The sequence below is a fragment of the Tumebacillus avium genome, from assembly GCF_002162355.1.
GTDB classification, from domain to species: domain Bacteria; phylum Bacillota; class Bacilli; order Tumebacillales; family Tumebacillaceae; genus Tumebacillus_A; species Tumebacillus_A avium.
This window is the reverse complement of the sequence record NZ_CP021434.1, coordinates 2,305,669-2,328,733: the sequence shown is the minus strand read 5'-3', so window position 1 is coordinate 2,328,733 and position 23,065 is coordinate 2,305,669. Positions and strand designations below refer to the sequence as shown.

At 60.1% G+C, this 23,065-nt stretch carries 26 protein-coding genes and 1 riboswitch; of the genes, 1 reads left to right on the top strand and 25 read right to left on the bottom strand.

The annotated features are described in order from the left end of the window. Positions 1 to 4 precede the first annotated feature (4 nt). From cbiB to CBW65_RS11085, 21 genes are all read right to left on the bottom strand, one after another. Positions 5 to 937 carry an adenosylcobinamide-phosphate synthase CbiB gene (gene cbiB / locus CBW65_RS11185; RefSeq protein ID WP_087456883.1) on the bottom strand — a complete coding sequence of 311 codons (933 nt, stop codon included), beginning with the start codon at positions 935 to 937 and terminating at the stop codon, positions 5 to 7. After that, complete coding sequence (locus CBW65_RS11180) at positions 934 to 1,611, bottom strand: adenosylcobinamide amidohydrolase (protein ID WP_157721894.1); 678 nt, start codon at positions 1,609 to 1,611, stop codon at positions 934 to 936. The genes cbiB and CBW65_RS11180 overlap by 4 nt, the downstream gene beginning before the upstream one ends. Next, positions 1,608 to 3,128, bottom strand: coding sequence for a cobyric acid synthase (locus CBW65_RS11175; protein ID WP_198299811.1), 1,521 nt, complete (start codon positions 3,126 to 3,128; stop codon positions 1,608 to 1,610). The genes CBW65_RS11180 and CBW65_RS11175 overlap by 4 nt, the downstream gene beginning before the upstream one ends. Next, positions 3,125 to 3,682 carry a histidine phosphatase family protein gene (locus CBW65_RS11170; RefSeq protein WP_087456881.1) on the bottom strand — a complete coding sequence of 186 codons (558 nt, stop codon included), beginning with the start codon at positions 3,680 to 3,682 and terminating at the stop codon, positions 3,125 to 3,127. Before CBW65_RS11170 ends, CBW65_RS11175 begins: the two co-directional genes overlap by 4 nt. Beyond that, positions 3,679 to 4,398, bottom strand: a complete 720-nt coding sequence (cobS, locus tag CBW65_RS11165) for an adenosylcobinamide-GDP ribazoletransferase (RefSeq protein WP_087456880.1) — start codon at positions 4,396 to 4,398, stop codon at positions 3,679 to 3,681. The genes CBW65_RS11170 and cobS overlap by 4 nt, the downstream gene beginning before the upstream one ends. Next, positions 4,395 to 4,931 carry a bifunctional adenosylcobinamide kinase/adenosylcobinamide-phosphate guanylyltransferase gene (cobU, locus tag CBW65_RS11160; protein ID WP_087456879.1) on the bottom strand — a complete coding sequence of 179 codons (537 nt, stop codon included), beginning with the start codon at positions 4,929 to 4,931 and terminating at the stop codon, positions 4,395 to 4,397. Before cobU ends, cobS begins: the two co-directional genes overlap by 4 nt. Further along, a complete protein-coding gene (gene cobD, locus CBW65_RS11155; RefSeq protein WP_087456878.1) occupies positions 4,913 to 5,959 on the bottom strand; it encodes a threonine-phosphate decarboxylase CobD in 1,047 nt (348 codons plus the stop codon). Before cobD ends, cobU begins: the two co-directional genes overlap by 19 nt. Further along, positions 5,940 to 7,340: a cobyrinic acid a,c-diamide synthase CobB gene (locus CBW65_RS11150; protein WP_232463483.1), complete on the bottom strand. Its 1,401-nt coding sequence runs from the start codon at positions 7,338 to 7,340 to the stop codon at positions 5,940 to 5,942. The genes cobD and CBW65_RS11150 overlap by 20 nt, the downstream gene beginning before the upstream one ends. A 4-nt stretch (positions 7,341 to 7,344) precedes the next feature. Next, positions 7,345 to 8,436, bottom strand: a complete 1,092-nt coding sequence (locus CBW65_RS11145) for a cobalt-precorrin 5A hydrolase (RefSeq protein ID WP_087456877.1) — start codon at positions 8,434 to 8,436, stop codon at positions 7,345 to 7,347. After that, the gene (gene cobM, locus CBW65_RS11140) at positions 8,429 to 9,235 is read right to left on the bottom strand and encodes a precorrin-4 C(11)-methyltransferase (RefSeq protein WP_087456876.1); all 807 of its coding nucleotides are present in this window, start codon (positions 9,233 to 9,235) and stop codon (positions 8,429 to 8,431) included. The genes CBW65_RS11145 and cobM overlap by 8 nt, the downstream gene beginning before the upstream one ends. Continuing rightward, positions 9,232 to 9,963: a precorrin-2 C(20)-methyltransferase gene (cobI, locus tag CBW65_RS11135; protein ID WP_087456875.1), complete on the bottom strand. Its 732-nt coding sequence runs from the start codon at positions 9,961 to 9,963 to the stop codon at positions 9,232 to 9,234. The genes cobM and cobI overlap by 4 nt, the downstream gene beginning before the upstream one ends. Continuing rightward, a complete protein-coding gene (gene cbiE / locus CBW65_RS11130) occupies positions 9,960 to 11,174 on the bottom strand; it encodes a precorrin-6y C5,15-methyltransferase (decarboxylating) subunit CbiE (protein WP_087456874.1) in 1,215 nt (404 codons plus the stop codon). The genes cobI and cbiE overlap by 4 nt, the downstream gene beginning before the upstream one ends. After that, positions 11,164 to 12,273, bottom strand: a complete 1,110-nt coding sequence (locus CBW65_RS11125; RefSeq protein ID WP_087456873.1) for a cobalt-precorrin-5B (C(1))-methyltransferase — start codon at positions 12,271 to 12,273, stop codon at positions 11,164 to 11,166. Before CBW65_RS11125 ends, cbiE begins: the two co-directional genes overlap by 11 nt. After that, positions 12,270 to 12,923: a precorrin-8X methylmutase gene (locus tag CBW65_RS11120; protein ID WP_087456872.1), complete on the bottom strand. Its 654-nt coding sequence runs from the start codon at positions 12,921 to 12,923 to the stop codon at positions 12,270 to 12,272. The genes CBW65_RS11125 and CBW65_RS11120 overlap by 4 nt, the downstream gene beginning before the upstream one ends. After that, positions 12,913 to 13,698, bottom strand: a complete 786-nt coding sequence (gene cobK / locus CBW65_RS11115) for a precorrin-6A reductase (RefSeq protein ID WP_087456871.1) — start codon at positions 13,696 to 13,698, stop codon at positions 12,913 to 12,915. The genes CBW65_RS11120 and cobK overlap by 11 nt, the downstream gene beginning before the upstream one ends. Further along, a complete protein-coding gene (locus CBW65_RS11110) occupies positions 13,695 to 14,612 on the bottom strand; it encodes a sirohydrochlorin chelatase (RefSeq protein WP_087456870.1) in 918 nt (305 codons plus the stop codon). The genes cobK and CBW65_RS11110 overlap by 4 nt, the downstream gene beginning before the upstream one ends. A gap of 13 nt (positions 14,613 to 14,625) precedes the next feature. Continuing rightward, positions 14,626 to 16,230: a precorrin-3B C(17)-methyltransferase gene (cobJ, locus tag CBW65_RS11105; protein WP_087456869.1), complete on the bottom strand. Its 1,605-nt coding sequence runs from the start codon at positions 16,228 to 16,230 to the stop codon at positions 14,626 to 14,628. Between the two features lie 142 nt (positions 16,231 to 16,372). Continuing rightward, a riboswitch (cobalamin riboswitch) is annotated at positions 16,373 to 16,548 on the bottom strand. Between the two features lie 35 nt (positions 16,549 to 16,583). Further along, complete coding sequence (locus CBW65_RS11100) at positions 16,584 to 17,672, bottom strand: nicotinate-nucleotide--dimethylbenzimidazole phosphoribosyltransferase (protein ID WP_087456868.1); 1,089 nt, start codon at positions 17,670 to 17,672, stop codon at positions 16,584 to 16,586. 115 nt (positions 17,673 to 17,787) lie between these two features. Further along, a complete protein-coding gene (gene cobO / locus CBW65_RS11095; protein ID WP_087456867.1) occupies positions 17,788 to 18,333 on the bottom strand; it encodes a cob(I)yrinic acid a,c-diamide adenosyltransferase in 546 nt (181 codons plus the stop codon). 104 nt (positions 18,334 to 18,437) lie between these two features. Then, complete coding sequence (locus CBW65_RS11090) at positions 18,438 to 19,448, bottom strand: serine hydrolase domain-containing protein (RefSeq protein ID WP_087456866.1); 1,011 nt, start codon at positions 19,446 to 19,448, stop codon at positions 18,438 to 18,440. 20 nt (positions 19,449 to 19,468) lie between these two features. After that, positions 19,469 to 20,068, bottom strand: coding sequence for a condensation domain-containing protein (locus tag CBW65_RS11085; protein WP_087456865.1), 600 nt, complete (start codon positions 20,066 to 20,068; stop codon positions 19,469 to 19,471). Positions 20,069 to 20,211: 143 nt separating this feature from the next. Between CBW65_RS11085 and CBW65_RS11080 the strand changes: the two genes are divergently transcribed. Further along, complete coding sequence (locus CBW65_RS11080) at positions 20,212 to 20,880, top strand: SOS response-associated peptidase (protein ID WP_087456864.1); 669 nt, start codon at positions 20,212 to 20,214, stop codon at positions 20,878 to 20,880. 57 nt (positions 20,881 to 20,937) lie between these two features. Here the strand turns inward: CBW65_RS11080 and CBW65_RS11075 are convergent, their stop codons facing one another. The 4 genes from CBW65_RS11075 to CBW65_RS11060 all read right to left on the bottom strand — a co-directional run bounded on the left by CBW65_RS11075 (position 20,938) and on the right by CBW65_RS11060 (position 23,057). Next, on the bottom strand, positions 20,938 to 21,471 hold the full coding sequence (locus CBW65_RS11075; protein ID WP_087456863.1) for a hypothetical protein: 534 nt from the start codon (positions 21,469 to 21,471) through the stop codon (positions 20,938 to 20,940). Positions 21,472 to 21,537: 66 nt separating this feature from the next. Then, complete coding sequence (locus CBW65_RS11070; protein WP_087456862.1) at positions 21,538 to 22,386, bottom strand: 3-hydroxyacyl-CoA dehydrogenase family protein; 849 nt, start codon at positions 22,384 to 22,386, stop codon at positions 21,538 to 21,540. A 143-nt stretch (positions 22,387 to 22,529) separates the two neighbouring features. Further along, a complete protein-coding gene (locus CBW65_RS11065; RefSeq protein WP_087456861.1) occupies positions 22,530 to 22,772 on the bottom strand; it encodes a cold-shock protein in 243 nt (80 codons plus the stop codon). A gap of 84 nt (positions 22,773 to 22,856) precedes the next feature. Next, positions 22,857 to 23,057 (bottom strand): cold-shock protein, encoded by a 201-nt coding sequence (locus tag CBW65_RS11060; protein ID WP_087456860.1) that lies wholly within the window; start codon positions 23,055 to 23,057, stop codon positions 22,857 to 22,859. Positions 23,058 to 23,065: the final 8 nt, after the last annotated feature.

The window sequence follows — 23,065 nt, the reverse complement described above, 5'->3', positions numbered from 1 at the left end:
CCCCCTATCGAAACAGCCAGTTCATCATCAATAAAAACGCCAGATATAGTGCGGTAGACAGATACAGCAGGGAGATCGTTTGCAAAATGTGACCGGGTGCAATCGGCCGCACCGGGTCGCCGAGAAACGCGCGAAAGGACTTCACGCCGTGGTATTGATTTTCTCCGCCGAGGCGAATGTCGAGCGCGCCGGCCACCGCCGCTTCCGCCCAGCCGCTGTTCGGGCTCGGGTGTTTTTTGGCGTCGCGCAGGGCGAGACGCCAAGCTGCGTTGCCCTTTGTTCCGGCGGCGAGGACGAGGAACGGCACAGTCAGCCGGGCCGGGATGAAGTTGGCGAGGTCATCCAAGCGGGCTGAAGCCCAGCCGAGGTGCAGGTACTTGTCGTTTTTGTAGCCGACCATGGAGTCGAGCGTGTTGACGGCGCGGTAGGCGAGTGCGAGCGGTGCGCCGCCGAGCAGCGCGTAAAACAGCGGGGACGTGACAGCGTCGACGATGTTTTCGGCGACCGTTTCGATGCCGCCGCGGGCGATTTCCGACTCATTGAGATGCTCGGTGTCGCGCCCGACGATCCAGGAGAGGCGTTGGCGTGCGAGAGGCAAGTCGCCTTGCTGGAGCGCTTCATACACGCCGCGCCCGGCATCGGCGAGCCCTTTGACGGCGATGGTTGTGGAGATCAGCCAGACCTCCAGCGCAAGCCCCAGCCACGGGTGCAGCGCGTAGAGCTCTTTTAGAAAAAAGTAACTCAGTGCATAGACGCCGCCTGCGATGACGAGCGGGAACAGGGTGCCTTTTAGCCGTTGCGCCCATTTGCTCCGCTGGCGTTTGGAGAGCAGGCGGTCGAGGGCGGAGATTGCTTTGCCCATCCAGACCACAGGATGCGGCAGCCAGCGCGGATCGCCGACCAGCAGGTCGATCAGGTACGCGAAGGCGAGCGTCATTGGCGCTGCCCCCCTTTTGCGGAAGCGAGGCACTGGCTCAGCGAGTGGTAGACCGAATCGGCGATGCTTCCTCCCAGTTCGGTGGCGAGTCCGGCGTATTGATGGATGCCCTGGTACTGCGGGCTCTGCGTGGCGGCGACGATCACCGCATCGGTGGTCGTGCCGGTCGCCGTGCGCCCCGAACCGTCGCGGATCACGATGCCGCTGTCTTGCAAGGCGGCCGTCTTCGCTTCGGTGATCGTGATCACCGCGTTGATCAGCGCCGCTTCAGTCAACCGCCCGTCGATGGCGACGATGATGTTGATCGTGCCTGCGATGTAGCCGGGGTAGGTTTTGCGGCGCACCCCGGCGCGGGCGGCGTTGCCAACTCCGGCGGTGACATAGGTGTGCAGGCAGTACTGGTCGCCAAACGCAACGCCTTCCACCACCTGATCGACATCGGCGGCGGTCATCATCCCTGCCGTCTCGTCGATCGGCAAGCCGAGGTCGTGCACGCGCTGTTCGAGATCGCGCCACGGGTCGGCAGAGCTGTAGCCGTGCGGGACCTGCGCGTTGACGAGGTATTTTTTCTGCTGGCAACCGCCGCCAAACAAGGACGAGCTGACGGTGTGAAACGGGCGGTCGGCGGTGACGATCAGCGCGCCGCCGGTGACGGTGTGGCGAATGTCGCTCAACTTTGTTTCACCCCGCTCCAGGTGTTCAGGATGTGGTAGACGAGATCGATGTCGAGATGCTGGCGGAGATGGGCGGCGAGCTTTTGGTAGCTCTGCTCGCGGCGCTCCGCTTCGCCGGTCACCTCGTCGCCGCACGGGGGCAGCCCTTTTTCGGCGCGGATGCTGTTCAGGAAATGGCGCGTGAAGGCGCGGTTCTGGAACAGGCCGTGCAGGTAGGTGCCGAAAACGGTGCCGTCTGCGGAGACCGCGCCGTCATGGTCGCCCGATTCGAACTGCAGGAACGGCTCTGCGTCGTGGCGGCGCTCGGTGCGGCCGAGGTGGATTTCGTAGCCTTCGACTTCGTGTCCGGCGAAGGGGCCAAGCAGTTGTCCCTTGTTGCGGATCGTGCGTTTGTCGGCATAGAAGGTAGTCGATGTGGCGAGCAGGCCCAGCCCGTCGAGCGTGGAAAAAGTCGACTCGACGCGCTCCGGATCATGCAGCGTCTCGCCGAGCATTTGAAACCCGCCGCAGATGCCGGCGATCCGGCTCCCCTTGGCGTGTGCGGTGCGGATGGCGTCGGCGAGCCCTTGCTCTTGCAGCCAGATCAGGTCTTCCACCGTGTTTTTGCTGCCCGGCAGGACGATCAGGTCGGGCTGTCCAAATCCTCGCAGGGACGAGATGTAACGGACGCTGGTACTGGGCTCTTCCTGCAGCGGCGAGATGTCGGTGAAGTTGGAGATGCGCGGGAGCTTGATCACGGCGATGTCGAGGTCGGCGGTGAGCAGGTCGCGCTTTTTCAGCTTCAAGGCGTCGAGCGCCAGTGAGTCTTCCGGGTCGATGTCATGCTCAAAGTGCGGGATGACGCCCAGCACAGGAATCCCGGTGCGCTGTTCAAGCCAGTCGAGGCCGCTGTCGAGCAGCTCTTTTTTGCCGCGGAACTTGTTGATGATGAAGCCTTGGACGCGGGCGCGCTCGTGCGGTTCGAGCAGTTCGAGCGTGCCGATGATGGAAGCGAACACGCCGCCGCGCTCGATGTCGGCGGCGAGAAAGACGGGACAGTCGAGCAGGTCGGCCATGCGCATGTTGGCGATGTCGCGGTCTTTGAGGTTGATTTCGGCCGGGCTGCCTGCGCCTTCGATGACGAGCAGGTTGTAGGTTTCGGCGAGACGGTTGATGGACTCTTCGATTTTCGGCATCACTTGCGGCACGAAATCGTTGCGGTAGGCGAACGCTTCCATGTCGGCGAAGTGACGGCCGTGGACGATGACTTCGGAGACCATGTGCGCTTTGGGCTTGAGCAGGATCGGGTTCATGTCGACGGTCGCTTCGATGCCGCACGCTTCGGCCTGCACACCTTGGGCGCGGCCGATCTCGCCGCCGTCCTGGGTGATGTAGGAGTTGAGTGCCATGTTTTGCGATTTGAACGGTGCGACGCGGTGGCCGTCTTCGCGGAAAATGCGGCACAGGCCGGTGACGAGCAGGCTTTTGCCCGCATCGGATGAGGTGCCTTGGATCATAATGCTTGGGATCGTTTTCATCGCAGGTCTCCTTCCGTGAGCTTCAGGATGGCATGGCCGCCCGGCGGGAGGCGCAAGGTGTGGAACTGGGCGGTATCGCGGTGCAGGTATTTGGCCAGCAGCCAGCGCAGCGGTCCTCCGTGGGAGACGGCGGCGATGGTTTGGTTGGGGTGCAGGCGTATGATGTCGTACAGCCAGAGGGTGAGGCGGTGGTCGAGTTGGTGCAGGGTCTCGCCGTTTGGCGGGGCGAGGCGCCACGGGTCGTCGTACCACTTGTCGAGGTGGTCGCGGTCGGGGATCTCGTCGTACGTGAGATGTTCCCAGTCGCCAAAATCCAGCTCGGCAAGGCGCAGGTCGGCGTGCAGGTTGTCGCCGAGATGGAGGGCGGTGGCATGAGTGCGCTGGTATGGGCTGTGGTAGATGGTAGTGATGGTGTGATCGGCAAGGGCGGTGCGGAGCTTGGCGGCTTGGGCGTGACCGTTTTGGTTGAGCGGGACGTTGGTGCGGCCGATGTAGCGGCGTTGCACGTTGGCGTCCGTCTCGCCGTGGCGGATCAGCAAAAGGGTCGTTGTCATGTCAGCAGGAATCCGAGCAGGACGGTGACTTCGACCAGTTCGCAGAGTGCTCCGTAGATGTCTCCGGTGAGTCCGCCGATCTTGCGTTTGGAAGTGGAGATGAGCATCCAGCAGGCAAGGGCTGGGAAGATCAAAGTCCAGTTCAGCAAAATCAGACCGGGGGCGGCGAGCAAAAGCGGCCAGAGCCGATACCAGCGCGGCCGGGTGCGCAGCGTTTGCGCGAGGCCTTCTGTTCTTGCATAAGGGAAGGCGTAGAGGGCGACGAGCATCGCAGAGCGGCCTAAGATGACGGCTGTGAGGATGCCGAGCCACAGTTCGTTCCCTTGTAAATGGGCAAGCAAGACCACCTTGTTCCCCAGCAGCAGCACCGCCGCCAACACGCCCATCGCGCCCACGCGCGAGTCTTTCATAATCTCCAGCACCCGTTCCCGCGAGCGCTGGCTGCCAAACCCGTCCGCCGTGTCCATCAGCCCATCCAAGTGCAGCCCGCCTGTGAGGTAGACCCAGACGGTGACGAGGAGCATGGCGAGAACGAATGGTGGTAAGTGTTCACCTACTAAGAAGGAAATAAGTGCTAATACGCCCCCCAACAAAGCCCCTGCTGCCGGATAGTAAGGAGGGCTCATCGGCCAGGCGTCCCCATCTATTTTTTTCGGAACTGGAAATCGGGTCAGAAAAGCAACAGCATGCCAGAATGCATCCAATTCTTTTTTCATAACTGCAACGCCCTGCCTGCGATCACGAGGTGGACTTCCTCCGCGTGGCGGGCGAGGAGTTGATTGACTTCGCCGAGCAGGTCGGCGAAGGCGCGGCCGAGCTTGGTCAGGGCGACTCCGCCGAGGCCGGTTTCGGTGGTGACGAGGACGGCGTGGAGGTCGGGGCGGCTGAACATCGCTGCGAGGCGCTCGGCTTCGGCGAGGACTTGGGCGCGGGTGGTGTCGGCACGCAGGTCGGACTCGGGGAGGCTCATCAGGATGTTGGACAGCCAGGTGGACAGGCAGTCGATGAGGACGCAGTCCCAGCCTTCTTCCAGGTGCTTCGAAAGCGTTTCGGTGAGCAGAGCGCCGGATTCGAGCAGGCCCCAATCGGCGGGTCGGCGGTCGCGGTGAAGGTTGATGCGCTGCTGCATCTCTTCATCCCACGCCTGGCCTGTTGCGACATATAAGACTCGCCGGTCGAGTCCGGCCCGCTGCTCCGCGAAGCCGCTTTTGCCGGAGCGCACTCCCCCGGTTACGAGAACGTATGGCATGCGATCTCCTCCTTCATCACCTGCAGCAACTGCAAATTTTCCGCACGCATCCTTACTGCTACACGGTAAAACCCTTCCCCTAGCCCCGGATAGTCCGCACAGCTGCGGATCAAAATGCCGCGCCTGCCAAGACGCTCGGCAAGGTCGGGCAGCGGAACATGGAACAAAATAAAATTGACTTCCCCGCTGTACACCGTCGCCCCCAGCTCTTTCAAACTCTCAGCAAGAAAAGGCCTCTCTTCCGCCAGCCACGCCAAGATGCGTGTTGCAAACGCGGTGTCCTGCAACCCTGCCTTCCCCGCCAACTGCGCCAACACGTTGACCGACCATGGCGGCAGTTCGCGCTTCACCCGCTCCACAAGCTCAGGCTCCGCAAGCAGGTAGCCAAGCCGAAGACCCGGAATGGCGTAAAACTTCGTCAACGAACGCAGCAGAATCACATTCGCCCTATGCAAACTTTCCTGATCAAGCAGAAAATCCACAAACGCCTCATCCACCACCAGCCATGCCCCGCGTGACGCCAAAACATCGGCCATTTCCGCCAACCACTCCAGCGGCACAACGCGCCCGTTCGGGTTGTTCGGCGAAGCGATCACAAACACATCCACCTGCCTGCAAACTGCCAGCAACTCCGGCTTCGCAGGCAGAAAATCCTCCTCCGCCCGCGCCCAAACGCTGACCAGCTCCGCATCTTTCGCCGCTTCGGCATACTCCGCAAAGCATGGCTGCAACAGCCCGACCCTTTGCGGCTTCAAAGCATGAAAGATAGCAAACAGCAATTCAGCCGCACCATTCCCCGCCAGCACATGCGAGGCAGGCAGACCCGCTTTTTCCGCCAAAGCCTGATGCAGGTCGGACGCATCCGGGTCGGGGTAATGCACCACCGACTCCACTCCGTGCAAGATCGCCTGCAGCACAGACGAAGGCGGCCCAAACGGGTTGATATTTGCGCTGAAGTCCAAAAACTGCTCGCAAGGCAACCCGTACAACTCAGACGCCGCCTGCAGATTACCGCCGTGTCTGGCCATAGCGTTTGGCCCCTTCCACAAAGCGTTCAGCAAGCGCCGGATTGGACGGGAAGTACAGATGCGTATACCCCGCGACGAGCTGGCCCGTGCAGTACCCCTCCGCTTTTTCCCCGCGCAGTCCTTTGATGAAATACGCCGCCGGAAGCTCCCCGTCTTCTGCCAATGTCGAGTAGTGGAACTCATGTCCTCTCGCCTGCTCCCCTTTGGCAAAAAGGAAGTTGTCTGCCAGTGCCGTCACTTCGCGGTAACCAAGAGCAGCCAGGCGCGACTGCATCTTCACATCCCCCGGCACCAAGCCGGTCATGTCAAAAGCAGCCCCGGCGCGGTCGGTGATCGACTTGCAGAGATACATATACCCGCCGCACTCGGCCAGCGTCGGCAAGCCCGCTTCGATGCGCTCCTTCAGATCGGCACGCACATCTTCATGCCCGGAAAGCTCCGCCGCAAACTCCTCGGGGAAACCTCCGCCGATGTACAAGCCGTCTGCATCTGCCGGAACTTTCTCTCCGGCGAGCGGCGAGAAGAACAGCAGCTCGGCACCTTTTTCCTCCAACAGCTCCAAGTTCTCCTGATAGTAGAAGTTGAACGCCGCATCCCTTGCAACCGCGATCTTCGTCACCCGCGCAGACCCTGCCCCTTTTCCAAAAATCACATTTGGTGCAGGCGCAAGATCGGGTGCCGAACACGCGATTTCTAAAATCGCATCAACATCCAGCGCATCCTCCACGAGATCGGCCAGCTTTTCAAACAAGGGCGTCAACTCCCCGCGCTCGATGGCCGGCACCAGTCCCAGATGGCGCTCCGGAATCTCGATCCCCTCTTGGCGCACGAACCCGCCGAGCAGCGGTATGCCGCATTCCTGCTCGATCGCCGTTTTCGCCAGCGTGATGTGCCCGGCACTGCCCCCTTGGTTCGCGACGACGCCTGCGATCTGCACGCCTTCGGTCAGCGTGGCAAACCCTTTCACAATCGCCGCTGCCGACCTCGCCATGCTCGCGATGTTGACGAGCAGCAGTGCAGGCGCTTCGAGCAGCATCGAGATTTCGGCTGTGCTGCCTTGGTTTGTCTTGGGGTCTTTGCCGTCGTAAAAGCCCATCACGCCTTCGATGATCGAGATGTCTGCCTCTTCACTTCCCCGCCAGAACACCTCGCGCATCACGTCAGGCGTGACCATCCACGTATCCAGATTCCGCGACGGGCGTCCCGTGACGGCGGTGTGGTAGGTCGGGTCGATGTAGTCCGGGCCGCATTTGAAGCCTTGAACCTTGAGGCCGCGCCGCTTCAGGGCGGCCATCAGGCCGAGCGTTAGCGTGGTTTTGCCAACGCCGCTGCCCGTGCCGCCGATGACCAGCCGGGGGCGGTTGGAGATGTGGTCTGTCATGGTGTCATCCTCCCGGTACGATGGCGATGGACAAGGTCACATTGCCTGACTTTTTCTTTTCTAGTAACAGGTCGGTCACGCCGGCCGAACGCATCGACGCCGGTTCGCTGACGCCGTATGCGCCCGTGTATTTGAACACCGTCTCGGACGGGGTGGGAATCGCGATTTCGTTCAACTCCTGCGGCGTGTACGTCACCAGCGGCCAGCCGTATTTTTCACAGAGGGCGAGCAGGCCCGCTTCGTCCTTTTTCAAGTCGATGGTCGCGATGTTGCGCACGCTTTTGATCGAAATGCGCAGCTCTTCCAGCGTCTGTTGCACCACTTCCTCGATCTCGGCAAGCTCCGTGCCGCGATTGCAGCCGATGCCAAGCACGATGTTTTTCGGACGGTAAAGGACGCCGTTTGCCAGCAGGGTTTGCGTTTCTGCTTCATCTAAAAGACGATGCGTGATCACAAGAGCTGCATTCCACGTTCCTGCGCTCGACAGTGCTTCTTCCGTAGAGACGCGTCGGATGTGGTCGGGCAGAGGTCGGTCATACTGCCACCAGTTGGTCTCGCCCGATTCCTGAACGATGACGACCGGCTCCTCGTTGACCACCGCCGCCGAGACGGGGGTAGCCCGCTCAAAACTTTCAATCTCCCAGCCGAATTGCCGCCCGAAGAGGTCAACCGGAATCGTTTTCTGCACGTCCGAGGCGGTAGTGATCACCGGGTTCGCGCCGATCAGCTCCGCGATGTGGCGGGTCAGTTCGTTTGCGCCGCCGAGGTGCCCGGACAGGACGGATATCGCATGTTCGCCCCGGTCGTCGATGACCACCACGCCGGGATCTGTCTTTTTATCTTGCAAAATCGGCGCGATCATCCGCACGACCGCCCCGAGTGAAATGAACAAAATGATGCCGTTGTAGCGAGCGAACAGGTCGGGCAGGATCAGCCGCACCGAACCTTCAAACAGCTCGATGCCCTTTTCTTCCTCATCCCCGCGCGCGAACTTGCTCATGTAGTACAGATCAGACCCGGGCAGCTTTGCCAGCAGTTCGCGGGCCTTCTCCACCCCGTGCTTCGTGATTGCGACGAGAGCGTACGGGTTATTCATGCGCGGTCACCCCTTTGCGGAAGCGGTGCGTGAAGGATTTGTCATACAGCTTGGAGCGGTGTCCGTCCTGCTCGACGAGGGTCGGGTCGAGCGCCCAGCCTGCGAGGATCATCGCGTGCGAACGGATGCCGTGTTCGCGCATCGCATCGTCCAGTCCAGCTACCGTCGTGCGGACGATCAGCTGGTCCGGCCAGGAAGCGCGTTGGACAACGGCGACCGGCGTATCGGGGCTCCAGCCAGCGTCGATCAGCTCGCGCATCACCTTTTTGGTTAGCGTTGCGCTCAGGTACAAGGCCAGCGTGCAGTGGTGTGCGGCAAGGCTTTGCAGCTCTTCGCGCTCCGGGACAGGCGTGCGGCCGGAAGCGCGAGTCAGGATCAGCGTTTGAGTCAGCTCCGGCACGGTCAGTTCGGTCTGCAGAGCGGCTGCCGCTGCGAAGACGGAAGAGACGCCGGGGATGATCTCAACCGTCACATCAGCTTTTTTCAAGAGGCTCATCTGCTCCAAAATCGCGCCGTACACCGCCGGGTCGCCGGTATGAACGCGGGCGACGCTTTTGCCTGCGCGGGTGCTTGTGATCATCAGGTCGACGATCTCTTCCAGATCCATGCCCGCGCTTTTTTGCACGTTGGCGGTCGGTTTGGCGCGGGCGATCAGGTCTTCGGAGACCAGCGAGTCGGTGTAGAGTACGACGTCGGCGTTCTGCAGGATGCGCAGGCCTTTGACGGTGATCAGGTCGGGGTCGCCGGGGCCTGCGCCAACGATGTAGACTTTTGGTTCCAGTGTGTTGTTCGCGGTCATTTGCGCACCACCATCAGCGTGAGATAGTTGAGTTCGGAGCCTTTCAGCTCGGTGATATTTTGCCAGACTTGCTCTTCGCCGGACGTGACTTTCGTAACGACAGACGCTTTCTCCGTCAGGCCGAGTTCGCCGAGCAGGTCGATCATGCCGTCGAGGACTTTGGCGACTTTCAGGAAGACGATGCAGTCGTGCGTTTGCAGCGCGCGCTTCATCTCGTCGCGGTTGTCGGTCGCCGGGATGATCGCAAACTGCTCATCCCCGTCGGCGAGGAAAATGCCGAGCCGTGCTGCCGCGCCGAGGGCGGAGGAGATGCCGGGCACGGAGGAGATCTCCACTTCCGGGTGCGCTTCCTGCATCATCCGCGCCATGTGAATCCATGTCGAGTAGAGGTTGGGATCGCCTTCGGTGACAAAAGCGACGTCTTGGCCTGCTGCCAGATGCGACCAGATCGTCTCGGTCGTCTGCGTCCAAGAGGCGCGGAGCATGTCGGGGTCTTTGGTCATCGGGAAAACGAGTCCGAGCATCTCTTTTTCGCCGGGGTTGATGTAGGTGTCGGCGATGGCGTGGGCGTAGCTTTTGCTGCCCTGGCGCTTTTTCGGGTAGGCGATGACGTCCGCTTCTTTGAGCAGGCGGAACGCTTTGACGGTGATCAGCTCCGGGTCGCCGGGGCCGACGCCAAGGCCGTAGAGACGGCCGAGTTTCGTGGTAGTGGTAGTCGCAGTGCTCATGCTTCGCGAGCCTCCTTGTAAGCGGTGATGATGTAGATCGGGTTGAGCCCCTCGAAGCGGGTCATGTGCAGGATCGGCTTGCTGCGCGAAGTTTGCAAAAGGGTGACGCGGGTGGTCAGGCCAACTGCGGCGAACGTCTGCGTCGCTTCGTACAGCGTTTCGATCGTGGCGGCGTTCAGCACGATCCGGCCGTTCGGGCGCAGGCGCTCGGCGCAGAGCTTCAGCAGGTCGGCCATCTCGCCGCCGCTGCCGCCGATGAAGACGGCGTCCGGGTCGGGCCAGTTTTGCAATCCTTCCGGCGCTTTGCCGTGGACAAAGGTGATGTCGGCGCGGAACTTCTGCGCGTTCTCACGGGCGTTTTGCAGATCCGGTTCGTTTTTTTCGATGGCATAGACCGCGCCTTCACGAGCGATCCGGGCCGCTTCGATGGCGACCGAGGCGGTGCAGGTGCCGATGTCCCAGACGCTGCTGTCCGGGCGCAGATTAAGCTCAGATAAGCTGAGCACACGGACTTCTTTTTTGGTGATCAGGCCTTTGTCCGGCTTGCGTTGGGAAAATTGGTCGTCGTCGATGCCCAATCCCCAATGCGGCGCAGCGTGGCCCGCTTTTTTCAAGAGGAGCACGACGTTGAGCGGTGAAAAGGTCTGACCTTTCAGCTCTTCCAGTCCGTAGCGGCCGCAGCGCTCCGAGGTGCCGCCGAGATTCTCCGCGACAAACGCCTGATACTCGGTCATGCCAAACGACAAAAGGTAGTCGGCGATCACCGCCGGGGTCTGCTTGTCGTCGGTGAGCAAGGCAACTTTGTCCCGACCGTCGATCTTTTGCGCGAGGCCGTGGATCGGCTTGCCATGCAGAGAAGCGATATAGGCGTCCTGCCAGCTCACCCCGAGACGGGCGAAGGCGAGCTGCACCGACGAAAAGTGCGGATGGATCACCACTCCGTCCAATTTTTGCGCGAGGTAGCCGCCGATGCCGTAGAAGAGCGGATCGCCCGAGGCGAGGACGGTGATGATGCCTTTTGCAGCTTGGATTTTCTTGACCAGTTCGTTCAGCGCGCCTTTGATCACCCATGTCTCCCCTTCAAAGTCCGGGAAAAACGCGAGGTGTCGCTCGCCGCCGATCAGGATGTTGGATCTGTAGATGAGTGCGTGCTGCTCCGGCGCGACGTCTCCGTCATCGCCGAGGCCGATCACGTGGATCTTATCGTTCATCGATGGTTGCCCTCCCCAGCATTTCGCCTTTCATCGTCGTCAGCACCGTCTCCATCCAGAGCCCGCCCCTTACTTCGTTCAAAGCATGGCGGGAGGCGTGTCGGCTCAATTTTTCAAAAAAGTCGCCATGGCCGCCCGCATGCATGATATCTCCGACCTGTGCGGCGGTGTTGGCGGTGCGGATCTCCTCCAGCATCTCGGGCGTTGCGCCGCACTCGGCGGCGATGTCGGCGAGGAAGTTGAAATCGACCGGTGCGGACTTGGAATGCACCATCATCACGCCTTGGGCGACCTTGGAGAATTTGCCCATCATGCCGACGAGCGAGACTTTCGCCGCGCCTTGCCGCTTGCAGTGGCGCAGGGAGAAACCTACAAAGTCGCCCATCTGGATAAACGCTTCCTCGGGCAGCTCGGAGTAGATCCGCATCGCGTATTTCTCGCTGGAACCGCCTGTGGTCAGCACAAGGTGGTCGCAGCCCCCGGCGCGGGCGACTCTGATCGCCTGCACGACCGACGCTTGGTAGGCGGCAGTGGAAAACGGGACGACGATGCCTTTCGTGCCGAGGATCGAGATGCCGCCGAGGATGCCGAGTCGGGCGTTCAGCGTTTTTTTCGCGATCTCTTCGCCGTCGGGGACGGAGATGACGACGCGGACGCCGCGGTTGATGCCGTATTCGTTTTGCAGGGCGGCGACCACTTGGCGCAGCATGCGGCGCGGCACCGGGTTGATCGCCGCTTCGCCGACCGGGACGGGCAGGCCGGGCTTGGTGACGCGCCCGACGCCGATGCCGCCGTCCAGTTCGATCTCGCCGTCGCGCTCCGGGCCGAGCCAGCTCACTTCGGAGCAGATCAAAGCTTGGTGCGTGGCGTCGGGGTCGTCGCCCGCGTCTTTGATCACGCCGCAAGCGGCGCGGTCTGCATGGATGCGAAGGTCTTCGATCTGGAAGACGGCCGTCTCGCCGATCGGCAGGAGCAGGTCGACGCTCGCCACGGGCTGTCCGGTGATCAGCGCGGTCAAGGCCGCTTTGGTTGCAGCCGCTGCGCAGGCTCCCGTGGTGTAGCCGTGGCGCATCGGCTTGTCTGCGACCGCTTCGCTCATTTTTCTGCCATCAGGGACAAGGCGTTAACTGCGGCGACGGAGACGGGCGAGCCTCCTTTGCGCCCGATGTTGGTGATGAACGGCACGTCGCCGTCGATCAGCTTGGAAAGCTCGTCTTTGGACTCGGCGGCGGAGACGAAGCCGACCGGCATGCCGATGATCAGCGACGGTTTTGCCTCGCCGGTTTTGATCAGGCGGATCAGCTCGAGCAGGGCGGTCGGCGCGTTGCCGATGACGAAAATTCCGTCCGGCTGCTCACGAACCGCTTTGCGCGTCGCGATGATCGCGCGGGTCAGGTTGGCCGCCTTTGCTTCGAGCGCCACGTCCGGGTCGGAGATGTAGACGCGGACGTCACCGCCGAATTTGGTGATACGCGGTTTGGAGATGCCGACCTGCACCATCTGCACATCGGCGTAGATCGTCTTGCCTGCGCGGATTGCTGCGATGCCCGCCTCGATTGCTTCCGGGTGGAAGACGAGGCTGCGGCCGAGGTCGAAGTCGGCAGAAGCGTGGATGACGCGCTGCACGACCGGGTATTGATCTTCGCTGAACGGATGCTCGCCGATCTCCTGCGTGATGATGTCGAAGCTGTAGCTTTCGATCTCCTGCGGCTGTACGGTGAGCGGCACAAATTCGGTTTTAAAGTCCATGGGGGATCTCCTCTCGAAGGGCGCTGATGTGTTGGATGACGGCGTCAAAATCATGGAAGGCCAGGCCGTATTCCAGTTTGGGACGGCCGATGACGATGACGTGGAGGCCGAGTTCGAGGGCGGCGTCCACTTTTTCATCGACAGAGCCTTGCTGGCCGCTTTCTTTGGTGATCACGACGTCCGTTTTGTACTGGCGGTAGAGCGCTTTGTTCAGCTCTTTGGAAAAAGGGCCTTGCATGGCGATGATGTGTTTTTGTTCGAGACCCAGCTCGGCGCATTTTTCCATGTTGTCGAGGCGCGGGAGCATGCGGGCGGTCAAGGTGACGCCGGCAGCGCCGAGCAGTTTTTGGGTGAAGATCTGCAATGTTTTGGAGCCGGTGGTGAGCATGATGTTGCCTTGGAGTTCGGCCGCTTTGTCGGCTGCAGCGGCGTAGTCGTCGACGAAGTGCAGGAGCGCGTTGTGTTCGAAAGACAGTGATTCGCGCTCGAAGCGGATGTAGGGCACAGCGCATGTTTTGCTGGCTGCGATGGCGTTTTTGTGCGCTTCTTCGGCAAACGGATGCGCGGCGTCGACGACGAGGGTGACGTTGTTTGCGCGGATGTAGGCGGACATGTCGTCTGCGGTCATGCGTCCGATGCGGACGGGGATGCCCGCTTCGGTGAGCGAGTTGGCAGCAGAGTCGGTGACGACTGAGGCGGTCAGGTCGTGTCCGGCCGCGCGAAGCTGCACAGCGAGTTCACGGGCGTCGCCCGTTCCGGCGAGGTGGAGGATCATTTGCCCACCTCCTCGTGGTGGTGGTGATGCTCATGGTCGTGGTCATGGTGGTGATCGTGCTCATGATGGTGATCATGATCGTGGTGGTGATGATGGTGATGGTCTTCCATCGCGGCGAGTCTGTATTTGCACAGATCGCAGTTCATCTTCGTCTCCCCGTTCGCCGCTTCCACCGCCCGTTCGCGGAGGATGGTCACGAGGTTGTCGTGGAAGCCGAAGTACTCCGCGAGCACAAACTGTACGTCTGGATACGCCTTGGAGAACTCTCCCGTCATCGCTTCCATCCGCTTGATCAGCACGCCGGTGAACAGGAAGTACGGGAGGATGAAGATCCGCTTCGCTCCCAGCTTCACACAGCGCTCCACCCCGCCGGCAAAATCGGGCTCGGTCACGCCGATGTAGCAGGTCTCGACGATGCGCACCGGCACTTTTTCAAACAGCAGCCGGGCGATCTTGCAGAGGTCGCTGTTCGCATCCGGGTCGGAACTGCCGCGCCCGACGATCAGCACCGCGTCGTCCGAACGCCCTTCTTGCGGCGCGGAAAATCCGGCCTGGTCAAGACGCGAAGTCAGGATGTCCAGCGCCTTCGCATGCACCCCGATCGGCTTGCCGTAGGAGAAGTTAACGTGCGGATGGCGCTCTTTCGCTTCGTCGATCTCGTGCGGGATGTGCAGTTTGGAGTGCCCCGCGCCAAAGAGGATCACCGGCACCAAGGTCACTTTTTCCGCACCTCTTGCCACACAGGTGTCGATGCCCTTGGCGATGCTTGGCGCGGCGAATTCGAGGAAGCAGGTTTCGACGATGGGAAATTCGTGACTGAGCTCCGTTTCGACGCGCTTGGCGAAAGCGAGCAGTTCCTGATTGCCTTCCGGGTCGCGGCTGCCGTGTCCAACCAGCAAAATCGCATGTTTCATGAGCGTCATCCTCCTAATCCCCGCAGACCGTATCGACGGTGACGGCGGGTACATGTTCGTTGTGGTGGTAGCCTGCGACCGAGCCGATGCGTTTGAAAAATTTGTGGAAGCGCTCGTCGGGGTGGCCTTTTTCCTTGTATTCGGCCAGCACGCGGCCAACCGTGTCGACCAGTTCGTCAGCCGGGATGCCTTCTGCGACCGGCTGGGCGGCGTGGGCGTTGCGTCCAATCGTTTTGCCGCCGAGGAAGAGGTCGAATTTGCCCCGGCGGTAGATGACGGCGATGTCTTCATGCACCGAGCCGTAGCAGGCCATCGCGCAGCCTGCGAAACCGATTTTCAATTCCTTGGGCACGGTGAGCCCGGCGAAGCGTTCGGCGATCTCGTCCGCTTCGGGGATCGACTGCGATTTCTCGCCATTGCAGAAGTCGCAAGCTTTCACCTGCACCACGTCGCCGATCGGCTGGACGAGCAGCCCGGCCTGTTCCAGTTGGGAGACGATCTGCTCGGGCTCTTTCGTCATCACGCGGAGCAGCACGTAGTGGTGCGGTGTGTATTCGATCTCGCCTTCCGCTCCGGCTGCGGTCATCAGCGCGGTCATTTGCCTTGCGGAGAGCTTCTTGTTGCCAACTCCCGGCGAGACTGCGATTTCTAAAATGGCAGGCATTGCGTCGTACGGGTTGTTGGTGTTGGGTTCGATGATTTTTGTTTGGAGCAGACCCCGCTCTGCCAGCATGGCGACCGCCTGTTGGGCAAGGGCCTGTGTAGTTTCCTTTTTCCGCTCCGACACGCCGCCGTGCAGCGCCCAGGGCTCGTGCTCTTCTTTCAGGCGCTCGTTGGCGCGGATCGGCTGCTCGGCTTTGTCGAGCGTATATTTGCGCTGGTAGCCGCGCGGGGTGATCATTTTGCCGTCGTACACAAACGTCGAGGTGTTGCCGATGAGCACGGTGGTCAGCATCCCGATGTCGTGGTCCAGCATCTCGCCGAGCGTGGTCAGCACGACCGACTGGCGGTCGCGGTAGGCGCTTTTGACGAGTCCGACGGGCGTGTCGGCCGGGCGGTATTTCAGCAGGATCTGCTGCGCCTCGACGATCTGGCGCGTCCGCTTGCCGGAGCGGGGGTTGTACAGGGCGACGATGAAATCGCCCATCCCGGCCGCTTCGATCCGGCGTGCGATCAGCTCCCACGGCGTCAGGTGGTCGCTGAGCGAGATCGTGCAGGCGTCGTGCATGACCGGCGCGCCGAGCAGCGAGGCGCAGGAGTTGATCGCCGAAATGCCCGGGATCACTTCCACTTCCACGCCGTCCGCTTCCCGCCAGCCTTTTTGCACCAGCACCTCGTAGACGAGGCCGGCCATGCCGTACACTCCGGCGTCACCGGAGGAGATCACGGCGACTTTTTTGCCGAGCTCGGCCTGCCGTACCGCTTCGATCGCCCGGCTGACTTCCTCGGTCATGCCGGTGCGGACGATCTCCTGGTCGGTCAGCAAACCACGGATCAGATCGACGTAGGTGTTGTACCCGATAATCACGTCCGACTCCTGAAGCGCCTCCCGCGCCCGCTCTGTGATGTGTTGAAAACTCCCCGGCCCAAAGCCGATGATCAACAGCTTCCCGCGCATCTCCACTCACTCCCTGTCTGCAAAATTGCAAATAAAAAACGCCTTCTCCAAAGAGAAGGCGTCAAATGTCCACATGGGTATATACAGAAAAAACGTCCATGACAAACCAGATCGACCATCCCCCTTATATCCCCGTAAGAAGGTATGGAAAACATGACAGGCAGGTCTCCTGACTCATGGATCATCACATCCTCTGCCTTCCCATTTGACACAGTGGCATGTTAGAGGATGCTCCCCAATTACAGTGGCGGGACCGTGCCGGACTTACACCGGCTTCCCTATTAAGCTCTTGCGAGCACCTGAACGTTATCCTATGCACTTGTTATCGAACGATTCAAAGTATAGGTGAAAAATCAGGGCTTGTCGAGACCCAAATCAGCAAATGTTGCCATTTCCTCGACCAGCCTGCACGACGCTTCGAGCAGCGGCATCGCCAGCACCGCGCCGGTTCCTTCGCCAAGACGCATGTCCAGCGTCAGCAGAGGCTGAAGGCCCATTTCTTGCAGCATGACGAGGTGTGCAGGCTCTTGGGAAAGGTGCGAAGCGAACAGGATTTCTTTCGCTTGCGACTGCATTTTTACTGCCACCAGCGCCGCCGCAGCAGCGATCACGCCGTCGACGAGCACCGCGATTTTGCGCTCCCACGCTCCGAGCACCACGCCGACAAGACCGGCGATTTCCAAGCCGCCTAGCTTAGCCAGCACGTCCAGCGGATCACTTGCGTCCGGCTGGTTTACTTCGATGGCACGCTCGATGACGCCCGCTTTGTGCAGCACCTTTTCATCGTCGATGCCCGTTCCGCGACCGACGAGTTGCAGCAGGGTTGACCCATTCGCCAATGCTGTGCCAGCTTTGCCGTGTCCAGCATCTTTCGCACTTCCTTCGCTCGTTGCACGGCTAGATTCCGGCACAGACTTGCTCGTGAACACCGCAGCCAATGCCGCGCTCGGTGTCGTATTCCCGATCCCCATCTCCCCCAGCGCGACAACCTGCACGCCTTGCTGGTGCAACTGCTCCACAATCTCCACGCCAACCGCAATCGCCTGCTCTGCTTCCTCGCGGCTCATCGCGGGGCCTTTTGCAAAATTGGCTGTGCCCTGGCGCACTTTGCGCGAGATCACGCCGGGCACTTCGCCTTCCACACGGCTGCCGACGTCGACGACCAGCACGTCGCTGCTCATCTGGCGGGCCAGCACGTTGACGGCCGCTTTGCCGTTGGCGAAGTTTTGCATCATCAGCCCGGTCACTTCGGACGGGAACGCGCTGACCCCTTCCTCCGTCACACCGTGGTCGCCGCACATGACGACGACGGCGCGCTTGTCCACTTTTGGGAACACCGTGCCTTGCAGTCCGGCCAGCCGAATCCCGATCTCCTCCAGCTTGCCGAGGCTCCCCGGCGGCTTGGTCAAGAAGTCCCAACGCTCTTTTGCCGCTTGCATCATCCCGCATCATCCCTTCTTCGCATATAAAAAAACCAAGCCCTGTGCAGGCTTGGTTTCCTGGTTCAATTTTCAAGCAAAAGACTAAGCCATCTTTTGCAAAAAATCAATACAAAAATCAATACTCAATGCCAAAAACAGCCGGGATGCCTTCGTCGTAATAATGCTTTACCGGATTCATTTCGGTCACCAGATCGGCCAATTCGATCACTTCCGGCTTGGCGTTGCGCCCCGTGATCAGGAGATGCACATAGTGCGGACGAGTCCTTATCACATCCAGCACTTCCGCCAGCGGCAGCACGTCCGCCACCGGGAAACGCTCGATCGACAAAGCATTGTTCAGCTCATCCAAGATCACCACGTCATACGCCCCGGACAGGACGCTTTCCTTCGCGACCGCCCACGCTTGGGCCAGCGCAGCACGATGCTCCTCCGGCGTTTTCGTCCACGTAAAACCGATCCCGAGCTGGCGGATCTCCACGCCCAATTTTTCCAAGGCGATCCCCTCACCGTATGTACGCTCTGGCGACTTGATAAACTGCAGCACGAGCACCTTGTACCCGCGCCCAACTGCCCGCACGCAAAGCCCCATCGCCGCTGTCGTCTTGCCTTTGCCATCCCCGGTGTAGACCAGCGTCATACCCTGCCGTTTGTCCCGCTCCATGCTTAGCTCACTCCCTTTTGCGCCATTTAAGCACAAAACGGCTGTCAGCATCAAGCCCCTTCGCCAGATGTGTAAAAATAGGTCTGACCTTTACGGCCGCTTCTTCATCGCACACACTCCATCACGCGGTCGCCAAACTCGCGCAAATAGTGCAGATAGTCCCCGTCCGGCCCGCTGTAGTTGTAGCGTTTGTTCGACATCCGCACGACCACCAGCTCGTGCTCAGGCACGACCAGCACTAGCGGGCCGGTCACGCCGAGGATCTGAAACGCCCCCTGCGGAACGGTGCTGCCAATTTCGCTTCTGGCGGCTGGGCGATCCTGCACATACCAGAAAAATCCGTTCGGCGGCAGATCGGGGTCGGGCAGCTCCGGACTCTGCACGCTTGTCGCCAATTGAACAATTCCGGCCGACACAACCTGTCTGCCGTCGACCCGCCCTTGCGTCAAGTGCAGTTGCCCCCACTTGGCAAAATCCCTCGCCGACACAAACAGATTGCGCTGCATGCCGCCGCCGCTGCCGTCTGTGCCCAGCACCAGTTCCGTCTCCTGCGGTGTATCCAAGATCACCTTCACCAACTGCTCCGACGCTTCCGTCCGCCATCCTGTCTGGGTCAGCCCAAGCGGCGCAAACACCAGCTCCTGCAAAATTTCCGCCACCGTCTTGCCGGTCACACGCTCAATGATGTCGGTCAGCATCACCACATTCACCCCGCGATACGCCCAAGAGGTGCCCGGCGCAAATTCGCGGAACAGACGACCTGCGGTGTCCTCATGCAGCCCGTGCGTATGCGTCACCAGATGGCGGATCGTCGTCCCCGCCAAGAGCGCTGCATCCAGCTCCGGCAGGTAGTCGGTCACCGCATCATCCAGGCTCCCGATCTTCCCTTCCCGCACCGCCCACGCCGCTGCCAATCCAATGTAGCTCTTGCGGGCAGACGCCACGTTAAACTGCGAATCCGCCCCCACCGGGCGTGCGCCCGCTTCGTACGAGTGATACCCGGCATAGTGCTCACAGACGATCTCGCCCTGCCGCATCACCACCAGCGCCGATCCGCTGGCCCTGTTCCATTTGTTGATGCTGTCGGCATACTCGACCAGTGTCTTCCATTCCATCTTGGCAAAAACCCCCGCTTCTACGCCCGAATCAGCTCCTGCAACGCCGCCTGAAACCGCTCCGCCAGCCACCCTGCAGTCACTTCGCTGAGTGCGCTTTTCGCAAAATGCAGCCGGATAAACAACTGCCCCTCGATCCACTCCGCGCGCAGTTCCAGCGGATAACGGTGCGGCTCGGTCAGCGCGCCGTCGCCGACGTGCAGCTTGACTTCTGGAGTGGGCACCGCATATTTGGCGAGCACCTCTTCCATCCCGGCCAATTCGCGCAGCTCTTCATTGTCCCGAACGCGCTGCACTTGCTCCCCTACCCGCTTCAAGATCGCCGCAGGGTTCTCCTCCCCCTGCATGTCGATCAGCATCGGCAGGCGGCCAACTTTCACCCACTGCGTATTGCGCCCCGTCCACTCGGACAACGCCACGCAAAAAGCGGCGAGCAGCACCGCTTCCGTCGTGTTCCGCTCCAGCAGCCAGCCCGTCTCCGCTTCGTTCAGCCTCACGGAAAAAGCGCCAAACTCCGCCTCCGTTTCGTACTGCTCCCAAGGCAGACCCACCGCTTTTTCCCGCACTTCCGCCACCCACTGCACCAATTGCAGCCGGGGCGGCTCGGTCACGAGCACCATGACACATAGCCACCTTCCTGTTCTTGTACTGACTAGATAGTATAATTAAATGTTACTTCATTCTAAACCCACATGTAAAGCATGACATTTTTGGCGGAACTGCCCATCATGGTATGATAGTGGAACAGGAGGTGTTCCGAACGATGTGCGGACGTTTTACATTGACCGTTACGCCCGATCAGCTGGCGATGCGCTTTGAGGCTGCCGAGCCGGAATTTGGCTATGTCCCCCGCTACAACATCGCGCCTGGGCAAAACATCACGGCCGTGATCCAAAGCGAAGGGAAAAACCGCATCGGCCAGCTCAAATGGGGCCTCGTGCCGCATTGGGCCAAAGACGAGAAGATCGGCTACAAAATGATCAACGCCAAGTCGGAAACGGTCGCCGAAAAGCCGGCCTTCAAAAGCGCCTTTCTCCGCAAGCGCTGCCTGATTCCGGCCGACGGGTTTTACGAATGGCAAAAGACAGCAGACGGCGGCAAGCAGCCGATGCGTATTTTGCTGAAAGATCAAGACCTGTTCGCGTTCGCCGGACTCTATGAGACATGGACAACCCCCGAAGGCGGCAAATTGCACAGCTGCACGGTCCTGACCACCAAGCCGAACGGACTCGTCGCGCCGATCCACGACCGCATGCCGGTCATCCTGCGCCGCGAAGACGAAGCGATCTGGCTCGACCGCGAGAAGCAGGATGCAGAACTGCTACACTCCCTGCTCGTGCCGTACCCAGAGGACGAGATGTACGCCTATCCGGTCGACAAAATGGTCGGCAACGTGCGCAACGAAGTGCCGGACTGCATCGTGAGCATGTGATGCGCCCAAACAAAAAACAGCCATGACAGGGCATCGTCGCCCGCCATGGCTGTTTTTTTAAACCAGATCTTTCAACTTCTTCTGCCCGTTGTTCGACTTGCCACCGCGCAGGAACAGCGCCAGCCCGATCAGCAGGAACAGCGCGGCGAACCCGTACTGTCCAAACGATGCCAGCTGCCCCAGCCCAAACACGATGAAGAAAATGATCGACAGCGCGCCGAGAATTCCGACCGGGATCAACAGCCCAGGCTGACGTTCTCCAAACAGATACAGTTCGAACAGCCCCAAGGCCACCGCCGCCAAAAAGCCCGGCCACATGTAGCCCCATGCGTCAAACAGCATCGAGATCTGGCACACGACCCCGGCGCCAAGCAAAATCCCGCCCGGCACCAGCAGCCCGGAATTCCGGCCGCCGCTCGCAAAGAAGCCAACATGAAACGCCAGCCCCAGCGGAATCACAAACAAAGTTGGCCAAAACATCCCGAAAATGATCCCCGGAGAAAACGTTTCTGCGAAAAATTCGGTCTGTCCGGTCAAAAACAGGACGCCAATCAGAAGAAACAAAGCACCGATCCATCTTCTGGTATTCATAATGCTCCCCCTCGCACAACGTTTGTTGGGGCTAGTGTACCATATTGAGCTAATTTCTGGTAGATATTAGTAAGAATAAAAACCCTGCCCCGACTTGCGCCCGTGCAGTCCGGCTTCGACCATCTTGCGCAGCAGCGGGCAGACGCGGAATTTCGGGTCCTGATAGCTTTCATATAAGATGTCGAGCGACTGCACGACGGTGTCCAGCCCGATCAGATCGGCCGTTTCCAGCGGGCCCATCTTGTGGCCAAAGCACTCTTTGAAAATGTCATCGACCGACTTCGGATCGGCGACCTGGTCTTGCACGACATAAGCCGCTTCGTTCATCAGCAGATGCGACAGGCGATTGGATACAAAGCCCGGCAGGTCGTTGACCATGATTGCTTTCTTGTCCATCGAGCCGAGGAAGTCATTGGTGAACTGAATGGTTTCCTCCGACGTGTGCCAGCCTTTGATCGACTCAACGGTCGGCTTCATCGGCACCGGGTTCATGAAGTGCACGCCGATCACTTTGTCCGGGCGCTTCATCAAGCTGCCGATCTTGGTGATCGAGATGCAGGACGTGTTGACGAGGAACACGGTGTCTTCGCCGCAGATCTCGTTCATTTTGACATACGCGTCACGCTTGATCTCCCATACTTCCGGCACGTTTTCCACGATGATTTCCGCGTCGGCCAGCGCCGCGTAGTCGGTGGTAAACGTCAGGCGCGGCATCACGACATCAACCGAATCTAACTGTTTATCCTTCTGGTAAAAGCCTGCGAAGCGCACGTTTTGGTAAATCGACGCTTTCGACTTCTCCAGCACCGCTTCATGCAAATCCACTACAACCACCTGATGCCCGGCCTGTGCCGCGCTTTGCGCCACACCGGAACCCATTACACCTGCGCCAAGAACTCCAACTTTCACTGAAATTCACACCCTTCTACTTGAATCAATTCCATTTTATTATTTAATTCGACCGTCTGCCGTGACCTCCTCCATGTTTTTTCCGGAAAAAACAAAAAAGCCTGCCCCCTCGCGAGGAGGGAACAGGCTTTGAGACAGACCAAAAAATCTTACTCAGGAGATCTCTCAATCTGTGTGCCTTTCTTTATTGCCTTCAAATCACCATTCGGGTTATCAAGTACCGGCAGCAGTTTCGTGCCGCTTTCCATCGGGGAGGAGCACAGCACACAAGTCGGTGCAGCATCGAACGCGAAGTTGTCCCGCATCCAGCCGTTGCAATCTTCCTTGGTGCAGGTCCAGATCGCGGTATCCACCTGTGGAACTTCTTCTTGCGATTTTCCTCGATTATACATGGTAAGCCCCCTCAATTGATTTTTCGAAGACGAAAAGAAAAACTGCCCCTAACTTAGTTAAGGGCAGTTTGAAGTTGTCAAAGCTTACAGCTTTACAACGTTCTCAGCTTGCGGGCCGCGGTTGCCTTCAACAACGTTGAATTGTACGCGTTGGCCTTCGTCGAGGGTTTTGAAACCGTCGCCTTGGATAGCGGAGAAGTGTACGAACACGTCGGAACCGCCTTCAACTTCGATGAAACCGAAACCTTTGTCAGCGTTGAACCATTTTACAGTACCTGTTTGCATTGAGAAAA